Below are 21,320 nucleotides of genomic sequence, written 5' to 3' on the forward strand. Positions count from 1 at the left end.
GTTTTGTCCTTTTTCTTTTTTGTGCCAGTCTTCCTTCCTATCCCCATGATCTATACAGTGAAAAAAGCAACTTTATACCTATGACGAATTGATTGTTTTTTAGTTTCATACGGCTTTCTACAGAATGTGACAATATCTGGATGGAAGATTGTCTACATTTAACGTACAGCATCGAAATGACAAACGATTCCAATTATGAAGGAGGGATACACATTTTATAGTGCGTTACCAAATAAGGGGGGATACGATTGAAGAAAAAAACGAGAAACAGATGGACAGGCTCCGTTTTAAGCGCGATTGTCGTCAGTTCCCTGTTGTTTCCGGGTGCAGCCGAAGCGAACAGCACACCGGGGGCAGTTTCTTTCACCAAAGATCTTTCTTCCTCTAAGAGCATTCAGCATAAGATTTCCGATTCAGTCAAGAAGCGTTTTGAAAAAAATGATAAAGTCACGTTTCTTATCAAATTTAAAGAGAAAGCCAATACGAAAAAAGCGGTCAAAGAAGCAGAAAAAAACGCCAAGTCTCAATCGCTTTCCGCAGCAAAAACCGAATATCAAAAGCGGTCAGCCGTCGTTTCTTCTTTAAAACTGGCGGCTCATGATGCGCAGCAGAATCTGAAAACATATTTGGAAAAACAAAAAAAGAAAGGCAAGGCTGATCACATCCATTCCTATTATATTGTCAACGGAATGGCAGTCACTGCTTCGAAAGAGGTAATGGAAAAAGCCGCCTCATTTCCTGAAGTAGAAAAAGTTCTTCCGAATGAAAAACGTCAGCTTACTCAACGACAATCAAAAGCTCCTTTTCAAATGAAGAAAAAACAAAAAGAGATCAAAGCAAAGGAAGGCATCGAATGGAATATCAGCCAAATTGATGCGCCGCAGGCCTGGGCCTCAGGATACGACGGAACCGGCACGGTTGTCGCCTCCATTGATACGGGAGTTCAGTGGGATCATCCGGCGCTTAAGGAAAAATACCGGGGTTACGATCCTGCAAATCCCGCAGCGCCGAATCATGAAATGAACTGGTATGATGCCGTGTCCCATAAAGACGCTCCCTACGATGATCTTGAACACGGCACTCATGTAACAGGGACCATGACGGGTTCAGAACCTGACGGCTCAAATCAAATCGGTGTGGCTCCGGGGGCGAAATGGATCGCAGTAAAAGCATTTTCAGATGACGGAGGAACCGATGCCGATATTTTGGATGCCGGTGAATGGGTGCTCGCGCCTAAAGATAAAAACGGCACGCCGCATCCCGAGATGGCGCCGGATGTTGTTAATAATTCCTGGGCAGGCGGTTCGGGAATGGACGAGTGGTACCGCGATATGGTGAATGCGTGGAGAGCGGCAGGGATTTTTCCGGAGTTCTCTGCGGGAAATGAAGACTTATTTACACCGGGAGGACCGGGTTCAATCGCAAATCCGGCCAATTATCCTGAAGCATTTGCGACAGGTGCGACTGACATCGACAAGAAACTCGCTGATTTCTCACTTCAAGGCCCCTCACCGTATCATGAAACAAAACCGGACATTTCGGCTCCGGGAGTGAATATCCGTTCTTCGATTCCTGGAGGAACATACGAAGGCGGCTGGGACGGAACTTCAATGGCCGGGCCGCATGTGGCGGCGACGGCGGCTTTGTTAAGGCAGGCGAACGCCTCTATTACGGTCGATGAAATGGAAGACGTTTTGACGCGCACCGCGGAAAAGCTGACAGATTCCGTTTTTCCTGAATCACCGAATAACGGTTACGGCCACGGTCTCGTTAACGCTTTTGATGCCGTTTCTGCCGTAACGGACGGAATCGGAAGCGTAGAAGGCAAGGTCTCTTCTGCGGGCGAAGATCACAATCCGCCCAGCTTTCACCATGAACCGGTCTCAGTGGCTTACAAAGGGGCAAACCTTCCGTTAACGGTTACAGCAGAAGACGATGTAAGCGTAACTGAAGTCATCCTTTCCTATCAGTTTGATGAAGGAGAGTGGAAAACGACAGCCGCCGTTCAAAAAAGCGGTGATGAAAAAAAGGGAACATACCAGGCGGAAATTCCGGATGTAACGGGAAGCAAGATAAGTTATAAATGGACCATAAAAGATTTCGGAGGTCATTCTGTAGAATCTGATACGTACCGGGCTGACGTGAAACCGAGCGTTACGGCGGGATACAAAGAGGATTTTGAATCACAGCCGGCGGGCTGGTCCAGTTACGGGACACATGACCAATGGGAATGGGGTACCCCGGGTTCAGGGCCCGGCACCGCATTTTCCGGAGATAAAGTGTATGCGACGAATCTGTCCGGCCCTTATGCCGATTCAGCCAACATGAATTTGGTGATGCCTCCGATTCAAGTTCCGGAAACAGGAAGGCTGTTTTTGCAATTTAAAAGCTGGCACAAGCTCGAAGAATTTTTTGATTACGGGTATGTGTTCGTTCTGCCGGAAGGAAAATCAAATTGGGAGCAGGCGGCCGTTTACAATGGTGACTCCGCAGGATGGAACGATGAAGAGGCTGATTTATCTGCGTATAAAGGCCAAAACATAAAGCTCATGTTTAATATGCAGTCAGACGAAGTACTGAATGAAGACGGATGGTATATCGATGATGTCCGGCTTTCAAGCAGCCCTCTCGGCAAGGCGGCCAAAAAAAATAAACACAAAAGACAAACACCTCCCGGCCACCTGAAGAAAAAAGCCGTCAGTCCGAAACAGGCCAAACCGGCAGTGAAATCACCCGGAAAAAGAGTGAAACGTGAAACAAACCTCCTGCCGCTCAGAGCGCAAATCAGTGTCTCCGAGACGGGGAAATCCGTATATTCCGACCCTGCAAGCGGAAGCTACAGCCTGTCACATAAGGCGGGAAGCTATACGCTGAAAGCCGAGGCTTACGGATTTAAGTCCGCTTCGAAACAAGTTTCTATTCAATCAGACAAAACCGCACAGGCAGACTTTACACTGGAGCAAATGCCGTCCGGCACGCTAAAAGGAACCATCACCAATCAGTCAACAGGTAAACCGGTAAAAGGGGCTGCGCTTTATGTGGCTGAGGATGCCGCAATTGAACCGGCGGTGACAAACGATAAAGGGGAATATTCGCTTAAGGCGTACGAAGGCTCCTACACAATCAAAGTAGCGGCAAAAGGCTTTTACAATAGCGAATTTTCTGTTGACATCAAAGGGGATGCTGAAAAAAACGTCAAGCTTAAGCCGTATATCGGTTATGAAGGGGAAATTGCCTATGATAACGGGACGGAAGAAGCCGCGCTGTCATATTTTAAAGCCGGCAGCAAATCTGCCGTTAAGATGACGCTTAAAGACGGAAAAGAACACGGTATGCTGACGGGAGGCCTTTTTAAATTTTGGGGCGCCGACTGGCCTGATCCGGGAGGTACCGAATTTCAAGCAGAAGTATATGATGCATCCGGCCCTGATGGAGCTCCGGGCAGCAAAATTGCCGGCCCGTTCCAAGCTGAAGCGCTTCGAAACGGCGAATGGACCAAAGTGGATCTCAGCTCAAAAGGAATCGCGGTAGGAAAGGATTTTTATCTTGTGTTCCGCCAGACGAAACCCGATCCTTATACACCTGCCCTGTCATCTGATGACGGCAGTCCGTACTCGAACAGAAACTGGCAATACCTCGACGGCCGCTGGTCAAAAGCCGATAAATCAGACGGAAACTATATGATCAGAGCTTTGGTCGACTACGAAGCTTCTGTGCCTGACATAACGTCGCCTGAAGACCGATCATTTACAAACAAAAAGTCAATCACGGTGAAAGGAACGGCTTCACCAAAAACCGCTGTCCGTCTTACCAATAACGGTAAAACCGCCGCTGAAACGAAAGCAGATGCAGACGGCAATTTCCAGGCCGATGTCACACTCACTAAAGATGCCAATCGGCTGACGGCGGCATCTGTGACAGACAGCGGGTCAACCGATGAGTCACGCCCTGTCACGGTCATACTAGATGAGGATAAGCCGGATGTGACGATTGACAGTCCGGCAAACGGTGATAAAACAAATAAAGAAGCAGTGACTGTAAAAGGAAAAGTGCACGACGCCCATTTAAAATGGGTAAAGGTGAACGGAAAAAAAGCTGAAGTAAATAACGGTTCTTATCAAGCGAGAACCCTTCTGGAAAACGGCAGCAATGAGATCAAGGTCACGGCCTCAGATGAAGCGGGTAACAAAACAACGAAAAAGACGGTAATCGATGTCAATTACAATGCTCCCGTCATTTCCGGATTGGTTCCCGGAGCGGATAAGGAATTAAAAGCCGGAGAATCAGTGAAAATCGCTTTTTCAAGCGGAAAGAAATTAGACGCTTCCTTCGTGATCCGTCTGCCTCTGACAAACGCCCGGGCAGGGAGCCAAAACGCAACAGAGCTTCCGCTGAGAGAAATTTCTCCGGGACGATATGAGGGTTACTGGACGGCGACTTCTTCCATCAAAGCAAGCGGAGCAAAAATTGACGTTATCGCAAGAGATGACTACGGAAATGAAACGAGACAGACGGCTAAAGGAAAACTTTATATCAATGAGTAAAAACAGAGCGCTGCCAAATCACGGCAGCGCTTTTTTAGTTGAAGGGGACAATAGGAAATCAACCCTTTCGGCCCTCGACAAATAAAACGGTTATCCCTTAAAAATTGTACTTTACCCTCAACATTAATTGACAGACTTTCCCACAGAGCTTGCTTTATACTTATGAAACAAGAGAGAGAAACAGATAAGTAAGACAAAAGAGGAAAGGGGTCAGATGTGAAAATCTATCTGGATGTCATTTGGCTGTTGAACTTTTGTTTTGATTCTCTTTTGCTTTTATTGACCGCCTTTATTTTAAAACGCCAGGTGAAAAAAAGAAGAGTGGCCGCCGGCGGTTTCATCGGGTCAGCCATTGTGCTTCTGATGTTTACGCCTGTTTCTCCCTTTGTGGAGCATCCGGCGGGAAAAATGGCGTTTTCAGTAGTCATCGTGCTTACGGCTTTTGGCTTTAAACGGTTCCGATACTTTTTTCAAAATTTGTTCGCCTTTTATTTCGCGACTTTTCTCGTCGGCGGGGGAATGATCGGCGTACATTCCCTGCTGCAGACAGAATCAATTGTGCAGCAAGGCGTAATGGTCACAAGCCAGACCGGATTCGGCGACCCGATCAGCTGGATGTTTGTAGTTATCGGATTTCCGGCCATATGGTTTTTTTCGAAAAAGAGAATTGAAGACATCGAGACGAAGTCCATTCAGTACGATGAACTTGTCATGGTGCAGGCGGAATTCAGCGGACAGACAATCCGCGCGAAAGGATTGGTGGATTCCGGGAATCAGCTGTATGATCCGCTGACGAAAACGCCGGTCATGATCCTTTGCATTGACAAATTCGCTCCGATTCTCAGCGAAAAGGAAACGGACCTCATCAAATCCGCCAGTCCGCTTGAAGTGATAGAGCAGCTTGATGATTCGTTCCGCCATGCGGATAAGCTGAGGCTGATTCCGTACAGGGGCGTCGGCCAGGACAATCAATTTTTACTCTGTTTAAAGCCGGATTACGTCACGATTTTAACAAAAGACGAAATGATCGCTTGTGAAAAATGCCTGATCGGCATCAGCACGAAACCATTATCCGCGGACGGTGAATTTGACGGAATCGTTCATCCGAAGATGCTGACAGGGAAGGCTGTAAAACATGTTTCCTGACGAAAAGTCTGTTATTCATTATACTCAAAATGCATTGTATTTAGAAGGGGGAGGAAGATGAAAAAACTTAAGCTGCGTCTGACATATTTGTGGTATAAATGGCTGATGAAACTCGGACTGAAAAGCGATGAAGTATATTACATAGGAGGAAGCGAGGCGCTGCCGCCGCCTTTGTCTAAAGAAGAGGAGCAGGTGCTCTTATTAAAGCTGCCGAGCGGGGATCAGGCGGCGCGGGCCATCCTGATTGAGAGAAACTTACGTCTTGTCGTTTACATTGCCCGCAAATTCGAAAACACCGGCATCAATATCGAGGACTTAATCAGCATCGGCACCATCGGTTTGATCAAAGCGGTAAACACTTTTAATCCGGAAAAGAAAATCAAACTCGCCACCTACGCGTCGCGATGTATCGAAAACGAAATTTTAATGTACTTGCGCCGTAACAACAAAATCCGTTCAGAGGTATCATTTGATGAACCGCTGAACATTGATTGGGACGGAAACGAACTGCTGCTTTCGGATGTGCTCGGCACAGATGATGATATTATTACAAAAGACATTGAAGCCAATGTGGATAAAAAACTTCTGAAAAAAGCGCTTGAGCAATTAAACGAAAGAGAAAAGCAGATTATGGAACTGCGTTTCGGGCTTGTCGGAGAAGAAGAAAAAACACAAAAAGATGTAGCCGACATGATGGGGATTTCACAATCTTATATCTCCCGGCTCGAAAAGCGGATTATCAAAAGACTGAGAAAAGAGTTTAACAAAATGGTGTAAAATTTTTTCCATCTGACAGCCCTTACTGCTGCAAGGATTGCCGCAGCCGGATGTTTATTTCTGTAAAATGGCGGTGCATATTTTTCCCACCCGAGGAGATACTTAACGTTGTACAGCAGCTCCTAGTGGGAGGGAAAAACGTGTCAAGAAATAAAGTCGAAATTTGCGGGGTGGATACCTCCAAATTACCGGTGCTCAAGAATGAAGAGATGAGAAAGCTGTTTAGGCAATTACAGGATGAGGGCGATGATTCAGCGAGGGAAAAGCTTGTAAACGGCAATCTGCGCCTTGTCTTAAGCGTCATTCAGAGGTTTAACAACAGAGGAGAGTATGTTGATGACTTATTTCAGGTCGGCTGCATCGGACTAATGAAATCCATTGATAATTTTGACCTAAGCCATAATGTTAAGTTTTCAACATACGCTGTACCGATGATCATCGGAGAAATCCGCAGATATTTGCGGGATAATAATCCGATCCGCGTCTCGAGGTCGCTTCGCGATATCGCATATAAAGCGCTTCAAGTAAGAGAGCGGTTAATCAGTGAGACAAGCAGGGAGCCGACAGCAGAGGAAATCGCCAAAGTTCTTGAAGTGCCCCATGAAGAAATTGTGTTTGCCCTTGACGCCATCCAGGATCCGGTTTCACTGTTTGAGCCGATTTATAATGACGGCGGCGATCCGATTTACGTGATGGACCAGATCAGCGATGAGCGCAACAAGGATACACAATGGATTGAGGAGCTGGCTCTGAAAGAAGGCATGAGAAGACTGAACGAACGGGAAAAAATGATTTTGCGAAAGCGCTTTTTCCAAGGGAAAACCCAAATGGAAGTCGCTGAAGAAATCGGCATATCCCAAGCTCAGGTCTCAAGGCTTGAAAAGGCAGCCATTAAACAAATGAATAAGAATATCCATCAATAACGGAAAAAGCCTTTAAACCTTGTTTAAAGGCTTTTTTCATGCGATGGTTTACGTTTGCAAAAAAGTGATGTATTCTAATGTGTAAAAGTTTTTAGAAAATTTAAATAAAGTAAACGGGGGAAATTGCAGTGATTTTACAGCTGGACAGTGTGTCATTAAAAAGAAACGGGAAATGGATTTTGAAAGATATTAACTGGCGCGTCGAGAAAAACGAAAATTGGGTGCTGTACGGATTAAACGGAGCCGGAAAAACGGCTTTGCTGAATATGTTATGCTCTTATTACTTCCCCACTTCAGGAGAGATGCAGGTGCTCGGCCATCAATTCGGCAAAACAGAGCTCGGTGACAGGCTCAGAAGGAAAATCGGCCTTGTTTCGGCAGGTCTTCAGCACAAATTATATGCCGCGGACTCCGCTTTTGAAATCGCCCTCAGCGGCGCGTACGCCTCAATCGGGCTGTACGAAACTCCGAGTGAGCAAGTAAGGGAAAAAGCGATCGGTCTTCTGAAGGATTTGGGCGCCATCGGTTACGCCGACAGACGGTATGAAACATTATCACAAGGGGAAAGACAAAGAGCGCTGATTGCGCGGGCGCTTATGGCTGATCCGGAACTGCTGATTTTGGACGAACCCGTGACGGGTCTTGATTTTATGGCAAGGGAGCAGCTGCTGGACACGATTACGTCGATCGCCGAAAAAGAAAATGCGCCGTCCATCCTTTATGTCACCCATCACGCTGAAGAAATTCTGCCGGTATTTGATCAGGCGCTTCTTTTAAAACAGGGCGAGGTGTTCGCCTCCGGGAAAATCAGGGACATGCTTTCTGACGAGCGGCTTACAGCGTTTTTCGATATGCCTGTCAATGTCTTATGGAACAATGGCCGCCCGTTTTTAACACGTGCAAAAGAGGCATCATCCGTAAAATAACATAAATTCACCCTGGGGGTGCTGCCACGCGGCTGAGAGAGACGTTGTCTCAACCCTTAACGGACCTGATCCGGATCATGCCGGCGGAGGGAAGCGGTGAAAAAAGCGGAGGAAGATCCGTTTTTTACCCGTTTCATTTCATGAATGAACGGGTTTTTTGATACAGCCAAAGGGGAGATTTCCAATGCATCAGATTGATATGCTGTTACACCAGGCGGAGAAACGGCGGCACGACTTCATACATATTGCTGAAAGACTGATAGCCTTTCCCACTCCGGCCCCGCCAGCAAGAAATACGGCAGAAGCCCAAAAGTGGGTGGCCGGCTTTTTAAAAGAAACGGGCTGCTCGGTCGATATGTGGGATGTGTATCCGGAAGACCCGAATGTAGTCGGTGTTTTAGAAGGGACAGATTCAAGCAGGCATCAAAGCCTGATTTTAAACGGACACATTGATGTGGCAGAAGCCGGGGGCGAAGACTGGCACTCTGACCCGTTTCAGCCGCTCGTAAAAGACGGCATGCTGATCGGAAGGGGCGCCGCTGATATGAAAGGGGGATTGGCGTGTGTTCTTTTCTCTCTGAAGCTGATCCATGATGCCGGCATTAAGCTTCCGGGCGACCTCATTGTACAGTCTGTAATCGGAGAAGAAGTCGGTGAGGCGGGGACGCTGGAATGCTGCAAACGCGGCTATCACGCGGATTTTGCGGTTGTCGCAGATACGAGCAGCCTGCATATTCAAGGGCAGGGCGGTGTCATCACCGGCTGGATAGAATTGAAAAGCAAACAAACATTTCATGACGGCATGAGGCGCAATATGATTCATGCAGGCGGAGGCACATTCGGAGCGAGCGCCATCGAAAAAATGGCGAAAATCATCGCTGCCTTGGGAGAGCTGGAGCGCCACTGGGCGGTAACGAAAAGCTATCCCGGCTTTGCGCCCGGCACCAATACGATCAACCCCGCCGTCATTGAAGGCGGAAGACACGCAGCGTTTGTCGCCGATGAATGCCGGTTATGGATCACCGTCCACTTTTATCCGAACGAAACGCACGAACAAGCAGCCGCAGAAATCGAAGACTATATTAATCGTGTCGCTGACAGTGATCTGTGGCTCAAAGAAAACAGGCCGGTGTTCAAATGGGGCGGATCTTCGATGATTGAAGACAGAGGAGAGGTGTTCCCGGCGCTGAAAATCGACCCGGATCATCCGGCAGTTTCTGTCTTGGCTGCATCACACTCAGCCGTCAAAAAACAGGAGCCCGTCATTGATGTTTCCCAAACCGTAACTGACGGAGGGTGGCTCTATCATGCCGGGATTCCGAGCGTCATATACGGCCCCGGCGATTTAAAAAACGCCCACTCCGTAAACGAGGAAGTGTCCGTTGATGAGCTTATGGACTATACGAAAATCATGCTGAGATTTATCCTCGGCTGGTGCAGCCGCAAAAAAGATTGCCCGATGTGACAAGGTTCAGCCCGGCCGTTCATATAATAGGAAAAAGAACGGGCAAAGGGCGTGATACGGATGATCAGCATATCTGAATTTCAAATAAAAGATGTGGTAAACGTGTCGAACGGAAAAAAACTCGGAAGCATCGGTGATATTGATATTAACGTGACAACGGGAAAAATTCAGGCGATTATTTTAGGCGGCAGCGGAAAAGTTCTCGGTTTTTTCGGAAAAGAAGAGGAAATGATCATTCCTTGGCGAAATATAGTTAAAATTGGGGAAGATGTCATCTTAGTGCGTGTAAATGAACCAAAGGGGGGAGCGTAATCCTCCCTTCACTTGTAAAAAGCCGGAAATCTCAATGTTTCCGGCACATTTATTTATCTCATTTTTCAATCAGCCGCTAAACGTATGCTTAAAATTGTGTTAAAATGAGTGGGAAATTACGCTTTTTTAATGTTTGTCGAAAGGTTGGATCTCCATGAATACATATCACCCGTTTAGTCTTACCACCCCCTCGGCACTCATGATAGAAGACTGGAACTGTGTGAATCAGCTTAACACAAAGGTCATCGCCGGATTCACGACGAAAAACGGCGGGGTCAGCAATCCTCCGTATGAGTCATTAAATACCGGATTGCACGTCCGGGACGAAGCTCATGATGTTGTGACAAACCGTGAAGTCATAGCGTCCTTATGCGGTACTGATCTGGATTCCTGGGTGTTCGCCGACCAGACACATGAAAACCGCGTCCGGCGCGTGACAGCCGGGGATAAAGGAAAAGGAGCGAGAGACTATTCTTCCGCATTCCGCGGGACGGACGGGCTCTACACGAAAGATGCGAATCTTTTTTTGGCCCTTTGTTTTGCGGACTGTGTGCCCTTGTATTTTTATGACCCGGTGAAATCCATTATCGGCGCTGCCCATGCCGGATGGAAGGGGACGGTCAAACAAATCGGACGCATCATGACGGAACGCTGGGTAAACGAAGAAGGCTCCCGTTTAACAGATATTCAGGCTGTCATCGGTCCGTCCATCAGCGCGGGAAGCTATACAGTCGACGACCGCGTCATCAATGAAGTGCGGGCGCTGCCTTTTACGGCTGAATCCGCCATATGCGAAACGGAAAAAGGCCAGTATCAGCTTGATTTAAAAGAGGTCAACCGTCTTCTTCTGATACATTGCGGCATTCCGGAAGAAAACATTTCAGTCAGCGGTTTATGCACCGAACGAGAGCGTGAACTATTCTTTTCACACCGCCGCGACAAAGGGAAAACGGGACGCATGATGTCCTTTATCGGAATGAAGGAGGCGTAAGATCTTGCGTGTTGCTGATCAATTACGACATATAAACGAAAGAATAAACGAAGCATGTAACAGATCGGGCCGAAGCCCCGAAGATGTTACCGTCATCGCGGTTACAAAATACGTATCAGCCGAAAGGGCTCAAGAGGCCGTTGATGCCGGTATTACAAGTCTGGGAGAAAACCGGGATGCCGAGCTTATCCGTAAGCAGGAAGTCATCAAAGGCAGCCCGGAGTGGCACTTTATCGGCAGTCTTCAGTCCAGAAAGGTGAAGGCCGTCGTTGACCGTGTATCTTATATTCATTCCTTAGACAGACTGTCATTGGCAAAAGAGATTGAAAAACGGGCGCAGCATACGGTTCGCTGTTTTGTGCAGGTGAATACTTCGCTTGAGCCGTCTAAGCACGGTTTGAAAACAGAGGAGGTCATCCCCTTTATCAGAGAGCTTTCTGAGTTTAGAAACATTTCTGTAGAGGGCCTGATGACGATGGCTCCCCTGACAGACGATACAGAAACGATCAGAGCCTGCTTCCGGCAATTGCGTGATCTGAGGGATCAGGTGCAAAAACTGAATCAGACAAACGCACCGTGCCGGGAACTGTCAATGGGCATGTCAAATGATTATGAAATCGCTGTTGAAGAGGGCGCAACTTTTATCAGAATCGGCTCTTCATTAGTCGGAAATGAACCGGGGGGTGTAAATAAATGAGCATGAAAAATAAACTGAAAAACTTTTTCTCAATGGATGAGGAGGAGTACGAGTACGAATACATTGAAACGGAGCAGGATCATCCGGAAGAGCATGAACAGCAGAAAGATAAACAGCCTGCTTACGCTCAGAAGCCGCAGGGCAAGCAGAACGTAGTAAGCTTGCAAAGTGTTCAGAAATCCTCTAAAGTGGTGTTGAGTGAACCGCGTGTATATGCGGAAGCGCAGGAAATCGCCGATCATTTAAAGAACAGGCGGGCGGTTGTCGTCAATCTGCAGCGCATCCAGCATGATCAGGCGAAAAGAATCGTCGACTTTTTAAGCGGTACCGTCTACGCCATCGGCGGCGACATTCAGAGAATCGGTTCAGATATTTTTCTGTGCACGCCTGATAATGTCGACGTTTCCGGCACGATTTCGGAGCTTATAAATGAAGACGAACATCAGAGGTGGTAAAGCAGGATGATTCTTTATCAAATTTTTTCCGTTCTGAGTTATTTAATTTACATCTACTCGTTTGCCCTGATCATCTATATCTTTATGTCATGGGTGCCGAGTACGAGAGAAACGGCGGTCGGACGGTTTCTCGCAGCGATTTGCGAACCGTATTTAGAGCCGTTCAGAAGGATCATTCCGCCCATTGCCATGCTGGATATATCCCCGATTGTAGCGATTATCGTGCTTCGGTTTGCCACGACGGGACTTTGGGGCCTATACCGCATGATCGCAATGTATACTTGAATGCGACAGTTTGATACGGGCTTGGCACCAGCCAAGCCTCTTTACATAGAAAGGAAAGAACATGAGCGATATTTACCAGCACTTCAGACAAGACGAGCGGCCTTTTATTGATCAGGCGCTTGAATGGAAACAGATTGTCCTGGACCAGTATCGGATGAAGCTGACTGATTTCTTAGATCCCAGAGAACAGGTGATTGTAAAAGCCGTTATCGGCGACGCCTGCGGTCTTGCGTTTTTCGGAGGATATGACAGAGCTGAGCGCAAACGCGCGATTTTATACCCTGAATATATGGAACCTGAACAGGATGATTTTGAGCTTCGGGCTTTTGACGTTCAATACGCTGAAAAATTCGTCAGCATTGACCACCGCTCTCTTCTCGGATCATTAATGGGGATCGGCTTAAAGCGGCAGAAATACGGCGATCTGATTTTCTCAGAGGAAGCCGTGCAGCTCATCGTCTCCGGTGAAATCGCCGATTTTGTCAGCACTCAGCTGACCAAAGCGGGCAAAGCGCCGGTAAAGCTTGAGAAAATCGAGCTTTCCGCTCTTCACATTCCCGCTTCAGATGTCGAAATAAGGGATGACACGGTTTCTTCATTGCGTCTCGACGCCGTCTGCGCTTCAATGAGCAGGCAATCCCGTCAGAAAGCGCAGGCGCTTGTGAAAAACGGGCTCGTTAAGGTGAATTGGAAAGCCATTGAAGATCCGTCTTATCAGGTTGCTGAAGGGGACATGCTCTCGATTCGCGGCTTCGGACGATGCAGTTTGGCAAAAGTTGACGGAAAAACGAAAAAAGACAAATGGAAAGTTACATTTGAACGGCAAAAATAAGTCGTTTTTTCAGTTTTTTTCTCCATCTGTGCCGTATTTGTTTTATAATGTGAACTAGATAACCGTACTGAAATGTAAAAATGGAGGTGGCAATATGCCATTAACGCCGAATGATATCCATAACAAAACGTTTACAAAAGGTTTTCGCGGATATGATGAAGATGAAGTAAATGAATTTTTAATGCAGGTCAGAAAAGATTACGAAATCGCACTCCGTAAAAAAACGGAGCTTGAGGCGAAAGTGAACGAGCTGGACGAAAAAATCGGCCACTTTGCCAATATCGAAGAAACGCTGAATAAATCAATTCTCGTAGCTCAGGAAGCCGCAGAAGACGTAAAGCGCAACTCGCAGAAAGAAGCGAAGCTGATCGTCCGTGAAGCAGAAAAAAATGCTGATCGCATCATCAATGAGTCGCTTTCCAAATCAAGAAAAATCGCAATGGAAATTGAAGAGCTGAAAAAACAGTCTAAAGTCTTCAGAACGCGTTTCCAAATGCTGATTGAGGCGCAGCTCGACCTGCTGAAGAACGATGATTGGGATCATCTGCTGGAATACGAAGTCGACGCGGTTTTTGAGGAAAAAGAATAATTTTCTGATTTTCTTGACATTCTCCGGCCCGTTCGAATATAATACGTTCATAAATTCAGATGAAAAGACGATTGAAAGGGACCGGCATGACTCAAAACAGGCTATAAAGCGACCCGGGGAAGGTGAAAGCCCGGGATGGCCGGAATCATGCAGATCAGCCCTTTAGTTTCCTTTCTGAACCGAGAGTAGGATAGGACGTTCCATCACGTTACGATGTTCGAGAGGAAAAGACGGATGATCCGTTTTTTCTAAAAGGGTGGTACCGCGAGATAAGCTTTCTCGTCCCTTATGGGATGAGAGGGCTTTTTTATTTTCTGAAAAATGTTGTGGAGGAATGAAAATGGATTACAAAGATACGCTGTTAATGCCGAAAACAGATTTTCCGATGCGCGGAAATCTGCCGAATCGTGAGCCGGACATGCAAAAAGACTGGGAGGAGCAGGACATTTACCGTCTTGTTCAAGAACGGACGAAAGACCGCCCGAAATTCGTGCTGCATGACGGACCTCCTTATGCAAACGGAGACATCCACATGGGCCATGCCCTGAACAAAATCCTGAAAGACTTCATCGTCCGCTATAAATCAATGAGCGGCTACAACGCACCGTACGTGCCGGGCTGGGATACGCACGGACTGCCGATTGAAACGGCGCTGACGAAAAACAAAAAGGTCAACCGCAAAGAAATGTCAGTAGCGGAATTCCGCAAACTATGCGAAGAGTACGCTTGGAAGCAAATCGAGGGACAGCGTGAGCAATTCAAACGTCTTGGTGTCCGCGGTGACTGGGAAAACCCATACGTGACATTAAAACCGGAATACGAAGCGCAGCAAATCCGCGTATTTGGTGAAATGGCAAAACGAGGCTACATTTACAAAGGCCTTAAACCGGTTAACTGGTCACCTTCAAGTGAGTCTGCTCTGGCTGAAGCCGAGATCGAATATCAAGACAAACGTTCAGCATCTATTTACGTCGCTTTTGGTGTAAAAGACGGAAAAGGCGTTCTTGAAAACGGCGAGCGCATCATCATTTGGACAACAACGCCTTGGACAATTCCGGCGAACCTCGGAATCTCAGTGCACCCTGATCTTGAGTACAGCGTGATTGCAGTAGGTGAAGACCGCTTTGTCGTAGCAAGTGCCTTAGTCGAAAGTGTTGCATCAGCATGCGGATTTGATCAGTATGAAGTGACAAGAACGGTCAAAGGAAAAGACCTTGAGAACATTATCGCTGAACACCCGCTATATGGCAGAGACTCTCTCGTTATGCTTGGTGAACACGTAACAACTGATGCCGGAACAGGCTGTGTTCATACAGCGCCAGGACATGGGGAAGATGACTTTATCATTGGCCAAAAATACGGTTTAGATGTGCTTTGCCCAGTCGATGAAAAAGGTGTAATGACAAGCGAAGCCCCTGGGTTTGAAGGCATGTTCTATGATGATGCAAACAAAGCGATCACACAGCAGCTCGATGAAAAAGGCGCACTTGTGAAGCTTGAATTCATTACTCATTCTTATCCGCATGATTGGAGAACAAAAAAACCAACCATTTTCAGAGCGACAGCGCAATGGTTTGCGTCTATTAAAGATTTCAGATCAGACCTGCTGGATGCCATTAAAGAAACCAAATGGGTTCCTGAATGGGGTGAGCAGCGTTTGCACAACATGGTTCGGGACCGCGGAGACTGGTGTATTTCCAGACAGCGTGCGTGGGGTGTGCCGATTCCGGTATTTTACGCTGAAAACGGAGAACCGATTATTACAGATGAAACCATTGAACATGTTTCTGAATTGTTCAGACAGCACGGATCAAACATTTGGTTTGAAAAAGAAGCAAAGGATCTTCTTCCGGAAGGCTTTACGCATCCTGGCAGCCCGAACGGCACATTTACAAAAGAACAGGATATCATGGATGTTTGGTTTGATTCAGGCTCTTCACATCAAGCAGTGCTTGAAGAACGTGATGACCTCGTTCGCCCGGCTGATTTATACCTAGAGGGATCTGACCAATATCGCGGCTGGTTTAACTCTTCTCTTTCTACAGCAGTAGCCGTAACAGGAAAAGCGCCGTATAAAGGTGTGCTCAGCCATGGGTTCGCACTGGATGGAGAAGGACGCAAGATGAGTAAATCAATCGGTAACGTTGTTGTTCCGGCTAAAGTCATGAAACAGCTTGGTGCCGACATCTTAAGATTATGGGTATCGTCAGTGGATTATCAGGCGGACGTTCGCGTGTCTGACGCCATTCTGAAGCAGGTTGCGGAAGTATACCGGAAAGTCCGCAACACGTTCCGCTTCCTTCACGGCAACCTGTTCGATTTCAATCCAAGCGTCAATGCCGTTGATGTAAAAGATCTCCGCGAAGTGGATCAATATATGCTGATCAAGCTGAATAAGCTGATTGATAAGGTGAAAAAAGCGTACGATGAATATGAATTTGCGGTGGTTTATCACAGCATTCACAATTTCTGTACGATCGAGCTCAGCTCCTTCTATCTTGATTTTGCAAAAGATGTTGTGTACATCGAGCATGCGGATCATCCGGACCGCCGCAGCATGCAGACCGTCTTTTATGAAACGCTGCTGGCGTTAGTGAAGCTGACGGCGCCGATTCTCCCGCATACGGCGGATGAAATGTGGTCTCACTTATCATTTGTTGAAGAAGCAAGCGTGCAGCTGACAGATATGCCGGAAACCATTGCTGTTCCGGACAGTCAAGCGACAGAAGAAAAGTTCGACCGCTTCATGGAGCTTCGAAACGACGTGCTGAAAGCTTTGGAAACAGCCCGTAACGAAAAAATTATCGGAAGATCATTGGAAGCGAGCCTTACTTTGTATCCGAACAAAGAAAACCGCGACCTCTTGTCATCCATTAAAGAAAACATCGCGCAGCTGTTTATCGTCTCAGAACTGACAGTAAAAGACGAAAGTGAAGCGCCTGAAAACGCGCAAAGTTTCACAACAGGAAAAATGACCGTAGAAAAAGCGGAAGGCCAGATGTGTGAACGTTCCCGCGTCATTTCTAAAGATGTCGGAGCCAATCCGAAATATCCGACATTATCACTGCGCAATGCGGAAATCGTTGAAAAATATTATCAAAAATAATAAATGGGAAAGCGCCCGGTGTCAGCCGGGCGCTTTTTTACATGCCAGCAATGTCATCGATTAGAACGACAGGAAAAATCTTATGGGCTTCAAATGGCGCTCTGGGGGCAACAATAAAGCCATAACATCAAGAGCAGGAGTTGTGATGAATGAATGATCAACTGACCGCAATCCACACGGAGCTTCTCATGATGAAAGAAGAACTTCAATCAAGATTATTCGAATATTCTTGCTTTCAAATGTCAGCATCTGTTGAACCTTCAATGAACGACCAAGAAGCAACTCTGATCTATCATATAAAAGAAGAACTTCAGGACGTTCTTCTTGCCCTGTCTAAGTTTGAAAACAATACGTACGGTTATTGTGAAAAAACAGGCGCCCCCATTCCGATTGAAAAACTTGCGGTGTTGCCGACGGCCAGAACCGCTGATGATTTTTATTATCCCGCTCAATTTGAAAAGAAAACCCTTCCATATTGGGAACCCGGAGATTATGCATATGATCAGGCGCTGTATGAGTGACAGCGTCTGTTTGCATGCGCTTATGATCTGCCTTTACTCTGGCATCTTTTACTGATAAAATTCATAAAGGATAAAAGTAACTGTATACTGGAGGAACGTGTGTGCTTTATTATCTTATCGCTCTTTTTATTATTATTGCCGACCAATTGACCAAATGGCTTGTCGTCAGCCATATGGAATTGGGACAAAGCATACCTGTCATCAATCAGGTGCTTTATATCACATCTCATCGCAACACGGGAGCGGCGTGGGGGATTTTAGCCGGCCAAATGTGGTTTTTCTACGTCATTACCATCGCCGTGATTATCGGAATCGTTTATTACATACAGCGTTATGCAAAAGGGCAGATGTTACTCGGAATTTCTCTCGGCTTAATGCTGGGCGGTGCGGCCGGAAACTTTATTGACCGGGCGGCGCGCCAGGAAGTGGTGGATTTTATTCATGTCATCATCGTGGATTATCACTATCCGATTTTTAATATCGCGGACTCCTCACTGTGCGTCGGTGTAATACTTTTATTTATTCATATGCTGTTTGACAGCGGGAAAAAGAAGGAGCAATAACATGAATCAATTTGAGATAACCGTTCAGCCTGAACAAAAGAGCGAACGGATTGATAAATTTTTGGCTTCAACGGGAGAAAACTGGTCACGCACTCAAGTGCAGCAATGGGTAAAAGAGGGACTGGTATCCGTTAACGGCAAATCCGTAAAAGCGAATTATAAAATGCAGCCCGGCGATCAGGTAAACGTCACCATTCCTGAACCGGAAGAATTGGACGTGCTTGCAGAGCCGATGGATTTGGACATTTACTATGAGGATCAGGACGTCTTGGTTGTGAACAAACCGCGGGGCATGGTTGTACACCCGGCGCCCGGCCATGTGACAGGGACGCTTGTAAACGGACTGATGGCTCACTGCAACGACCTTTCCGGCATTAACGGCGTCATGCGCCCGGGAATCGTCCACCGTATTGATAAAGATACTTCCGGTCTGTTAATGGTCGCTAAAAACGATATGGCGCATGAATCACTCGTTAATCAGCTCGTCAATAAAACCGTGACCAGAAAGTACACAGCGGTTGTCCACGGGATGATTTCACATGATGACGGAACGATTGACGCTCCGATCGGAAGAGATAAAAAAGACCGTCAAAGCATGACCGTAACAAGAGAAAGCAGCAAAAACGCCGTCACGCATTTTCACGTGCTTGAGCGTTTTCAAGATTTCACGCTCGTAGAGTGCCGTCTTGAGACCGGAAGAACGCATCAGATCCGTGTTCATATGAAATATATCGGGTTTCCTTTGGCAGGCGATCCGAAATACGGACCGAGAAAAACCGTTGATTTTAACGGTCAGGCGCTTCATGCCGGAATATTAGGTTTTGATCATCCGCGGACGGGCGAATACATGGAGTTTGAAGCGCCCCTTCCTGAAGATATGAAAAAACTCATTGAAGATTTAAGAAATAGCCATTGACAGCGAGTTTCTTTTCTGAAATAATAAAAACAAGCTGAATAGATTCTTTAACACAGTCCAGAGAGGCTGAGAAGGATAACGGATAGGACAGAAGAGATACGCATGTGTCTTCGTCCTGGAAAGGAACCCCTCTATGCTCTGGCAGGAGGGGTTTTTTCTTCTTATATACGAATGGAGAGGTGTCACGAGTGAATCAAAAAGCTGTTATTCTCGACGAACAGGCCATCAGAAGGGCGCTCACAAGGATAGCCCATGAAATGATCGAACGGAATAAAGGAATGAATGACTGCATTCTTGTAGGGATTAAAACAAGAGGCATTTATTTAGCAAAGCGGCTGGCCGAGCGGATCGAACAGATTGAAGGGAATCCGGTCACCGTCGGGGAAATCGATATCACCCTTTACCGTGACGATCTCACGAAAAAAACGAGCAATGAAGAGCCGCTTGTAAAAGGCGCGGACATTCCGGCCGATATCACAGACCAAAAGGTCATTGTGGTTGATGATGTGCTTTATACCGGCCGGACGGTGAGAGCTGCGATGGATGCCCTCGTTGATGTCGGGCGGCCGTCATCGATACAGCTTGCCGTGCTTGTCGACAGAGGGCACCGGGAACTGCCGATCAGAGCGGACTATATCGGGAAAAACATTCCGACCTCAAAAGCTGAAAAAGTGATGGTTCAGCTGAGCGAAGTTGATCAGACTGATATGGTCGCCATTTATGAAAATGAATAATCACCCTTTTTAAATGCATTCCAGAGAGTTTGCAAAGAGGATTTTAAAACACAAAGCCGGGCGGATCGACGCGGCCGGGTTTTGTATGCCTCTTTGCGCAAAAAGCAAAGAGGTTTTTTTATACCATTTGAAAGTCAACCGGGAGGAAAACGCCATGAGTAAGAAAAAAGTAAACCTGGGAGTCAGGGACGTCCCCAATCCATTGTCCTGGCTGTCATTCAGCCTGCAGCATTTATTCGCCATGTTCGGCTCAACCATACTCGTGCCGAAACTGGTCGGAATGAGCCCGGCAGTGGCGCTTGTCACGAGCGGAATCGGGACACTCGCCTATCTCTTGGTGACAAAAGGCCAGATTCCCGCTTATCTCGGCTCATCATTCGCCTTTATATCACCGATTATCTTGGTGAAGGCGACGGGAGGGCCGGGGGCTGCCATGGTCGGCGCTTTCCTGGCGGGAATTGTGTACGGCCTGATCGCACTTCTCATCAGGCAGCTTGGAACGGGGTGGCTGATGAAGCTGCTGCCCCCGGTGGTCGTCGGGCCGGTCATCATCGTCATCGGCCTCGGACTGGCAAGCACAGCCGTCAATATGGCAATGTATGCTGATCCGAATGCGAAGGAACTCGTCTACAGCTTGAAACATTTCAGTGTAGCCGGCGTCACTTTGGCAATCACCATTATCTGCGCCATCTTTTTACGGGGATTTTTAAGCCTGATTCCGGTATTGATCGGCATTATAGGCGGATATCTGTTTGCGCTGACACAGGGCATCGTCAATTTTCAGCCGGTCATTGATGCAAAATGGTTCGCCGCTCCTGAATTTATCATCCCTTTCAAAGACTATACGCCGTCAGTGACATTGGGCATTGCGGCTGCGATGGTGCCGGTCGCTTTCGTGACCATGTCAGAACATATCGGCCACCAAATGGTGCTGAGTAAAGTCGTCGGACAGGATTTCATTAAAAAGCCGGGACTGCACCGCTCCATAATGGGGGACAGCGTAGCGACGATTATCGCTTCGTTAATCGGCGGCCCGCCGACGACAACATACGGCGAAAACATCGGTGTACTGGCAATTACGAGAGTTTTCAGCGTCTTTGTCATCGGCGGCGCGGGTGTGATTGCGCTGTGCTTCGGATTTATCGGAAAAGTATCAGCGCTGATCAGCTCTGTTCCGTCCGCGGTTATGGGAGGCGTTTCCTTCCTGCTCTTCGGAATTATCGCCTCCAGCGGCTTAAGAATGCTGATTGACAACAACATTGATTATGAAAACAAGAGAAATTTAATTATCACATCCGTCATCCTCGTGATCGGCGTCGGAGGGGCTTTTATTCAAGTATCAAAAGGCGGGTTCCAAATATCCGGCATGGCGCTTGCGGCAATCGTCGGAGTCATCCTGAACCTCATCCTGCCGCATGCAAATGAAGAAGACGCGATTGCATCAGAAAAACAAAATCATATGTAAAACCTTTTAAAGAAAGTCCAGAGAGGCTTGGAAGGGTTATAACGGGAAGAAGCTGTACGCTGCTTCTCTCTTT

The 21,320-nt window shown here is 47.1% G+C and carries 19 protein-coding genes and 1 riboswitch; all 19 genes read left to right on the forward strand.

The features are described 5' to 3' along the window. The first annotated feature begins 248 nt into the window (after positions 1-248). The 19 genes from ACNFN4_RS15275 (at position 249) to pyrP (ending at position 21,247) form a co-directional block, all read left to right on the forward strand. Positions 249-4,544: a S8 family peptidase gene (locus tag ACNFN4_RS15275; RefSeq protein WP_029973500.1), complete on the forward strand. Its 4,296-nt coding sequence runs from the start codon at positions 249-251 to the stop codon at positions 4,542-4,544. Between the two features lie 216 nt (positions 4,545-4,760). Beyond that, positions 4,761-5,690 carry a sigma-E processing peptidase SpoIIGA gene (spoIIGA, locus tag ACNFN4_RS15280; protein ID WP_014417723.1) on the forward strand — a complete coding sequence of 310 codons (930 nt, stop codon included), beginning with the start codon at positions 4,761-4,763 and terminating at the stop codon, positions 5,688-5,690. A gap of 57 nt (positions 5,691-5,747) precedes the next feature. Then, a complete protein-coding gene (gene sigE / locus ACNFN4_RS15285) occupies positions 5,748-6,467 on the forward strand; it encodes an RNA polymerase sporulation sigma factor SigE (protein ID WP_007409714.1) in 720 nt (239 codons plus the stop codon). A gap of 140 nt (positions 6,468-6,607) precedes the next feature. Then, complete coding sequence (sigG, locus tag ACNFN4_RS15290; protein WP_003154420.1) at positions 6,608-7,390, forward strand: RNA polymerase sporulation sigma factor SigG; 783 nt, start codon at positions 6,608-6,610, stop codon at positions 7,388-7,390. Positions 7,391-7,518: 128 nt separating this feature from the next. Continuing rightward, a complete protein-coding gene (locus ACNFN4_RS15295) occupies positions 7,519-8,316 on the forward strand; it encodes an ABC transporter ATP-binding protein (RefSeq protein WP_007611292.1) in 798 nt (265 codons plus the stop codon). A gap of 4 nt (positions 8,317-8,320) precedes the next feature. Beyond that, a riboswitch (TPP riboswitch) is annotated at positions 8,321-8,425 on the forward strand. A 75-nt stretch (positions 8,426-8,500) separates the two neighbouring features. Further along, entirely contained in the window at positions 8,501-9,781 is a 1,281-nt protein-coding gene (locus ACNFN4_RS15300; RefSeq protein ID WP_021493713.1) for an acetylornithine deacetylase, read from the forward strand. A gap of 60 nt (positions 9,782-9,841) precedes the next feature. Continuing rightward, a complete protein-coding gene (locus ACNFN4_RS15305) occupies positions 9,842-10,093 on the forward strand; it encodes a YlmC/YmxH family sporulation protein (RefSeq protein ID WP_003154415.1) in 252 nt (83 codons plus the stop codon). Positions 10,094-10,247: 154 nt separating this feature from the next. Then, on the forward strand, positions 10,248-11,084 hold the full coding sequence (pgeF, locus tag ACNFN4_RS15310) for a peptidoglycan editing factor PgeF (protein WP_014304972.1): 837 nt from the start codon (positions 10,248-10,250) through the stop codon (positions 11,082-11,084). Positions 11,085-11,088: 4 nt separating this feature from the next. Next, positions 11,089-11,781 (forward strand): YggS family pyridoxal phosphate-dependent enzyme, encoded by a 693-nt coding sequence (locus ACNFN4_RS15315; RefSeq protein ID WP_021493712.1) that lies wholly within the window; start codon positions 11,089-11,091, stop codon positions 11,779-11,781. After that, the gene (gene sepF / locus ACNFN4_RS15320) at positions 11,778-12,236 is read left to right on the forward strand and encodes a cell division protein SepF (RefSeq protein ID WP_007409719.1); all 459 of its coding nucleotides are present in this window, start codon (positions 11,778-11,780) and stop codon (positions 12,234-12,236) included. The genes ACNFN4_RS15315 and sepF overlap by 4 nt, the downstream gene beginning before the upstream one ends. A gap of 6 nt (positions 12,237-12,242) precedes the next feature. Beyond that, positions 12,243-12,521 carry a YggT family protein gene (locus ACNFN4_RS15325; protein ID WP_003154408.1) on the forward strand — a complete coding sequence of 93 codons (279 nt, stop codon included), beginning with the start codon at positions 12,243-12,245 and terminating at the stop codon, positions 12,519-12,521. A gap of 61 nt (positions 12,522-12,582) precedes the next feature. After that, the gene (locus tag ACNFN4_RS15330) at positions 12,583-13,353 is read left to right on the forward strand and encodes a YlmH family RNA-binding protein (RefSeq protein ID WP_007409722.1); all 771 of its coding nucleotides are present in this window, start codon (positions 12,583-12,585) and stop codon (positions 13,351-13,353) included. 94 nt (positions 13,354-13,447) lie between these two features. After that, positions 13,448-13,942, forward strand: coding sequence for a septum site-determining protein DivIVA (divIVA, locus tag ACNFN4_RS15335; protein WP_003154406.1), 495 nt, complete (start codon positions 13,448-13,450; stop codon positions 13,940-13,942). Positions 13,943-14,282: 340 nt separating this feature from the next. Beyond that, positions 14,283-17,048: an isoleucine--tRNA ligase gene (gene ileS, locus ACNFN4_RS15340; RefSeq protein ID WP_012117512.1), complete on the forward strand. Its 2,766-nt coding sequence runs from the start codon at positions 14,283-14,285 to the stop codon at positions 17,046-17,048. A 149-nt stretch (positions 17,049-17,197) separates the two neighbouring features. Beyond that, entirely contained in the window at positions 17,198-17,569 is a 372-nt protein-coding gene (locus ACNFN4_RS15345) for a TraR/DksA family transcriptional regulator (protein ID WP_003154399.1), read from the forward strand. Positions 17,570-17,670: 101 nt separating this feature from the next. After that, positions 17,671-18,132 carry a signal peptidase II gene (gene lspA, locus ACNFN4_RS15350; RefSeq protein WP_014417726.1) on the forward strand — a complete coding sequence of 154 codons (462 nt, stop codon included), beginning with the start codon at positions 17,671-17,673 and terminating at the stop codon, positions 18,130-18,132. A 1-nt stretch (position 18,133) separates the two neighbouring features. Continuing rightward, positions 18,134-19,048 carry an RluA family pseudouridine synthase gene (locus ACNFN4_RS15355; protein WP_022553372.1) on the forward strand — a complete coding sequence of 305 codons (915 nt, stop codon included), beginning with the start codon at positions 18,134-18,136 and terminating at the stop codon, positions 19,046-19,048. Between the two features lie 188 nt (positions 19,049-19,236). After that, positions 19,237-19,782 carry a bifunctional pyrimidine operon transcriptional regulator/uracil phosphoribosyltransferase gene (gene pyrR / locus ACNFN4_RS15360; RefSeq protein ID WP_003154392.1) on the forward strand — a complete coding sequence of 182 codons (546 nt, stop codon included), beginning with the start codon at positions 19,237-19,239 and terminating at the stop codon, positions 19,780-19,782. A gap of 154 nt (positions 19,783-19,936) precedes the next feature. Then, a complete protein-coding gene (pyrP, locus tag ACNFN4_RS15365; protein WP_025649477.1) occupies positions 19,937-21,247 on the forward strand; it encodes a uracil permease PyrP in 1,311 nt (436 codons plus the stop codon). Positions 21,248-21,320: the final 73 nt, after the last annotated feature.

Source organism: Bacillus sp. N1(2025), assembly GCF_053470005.1.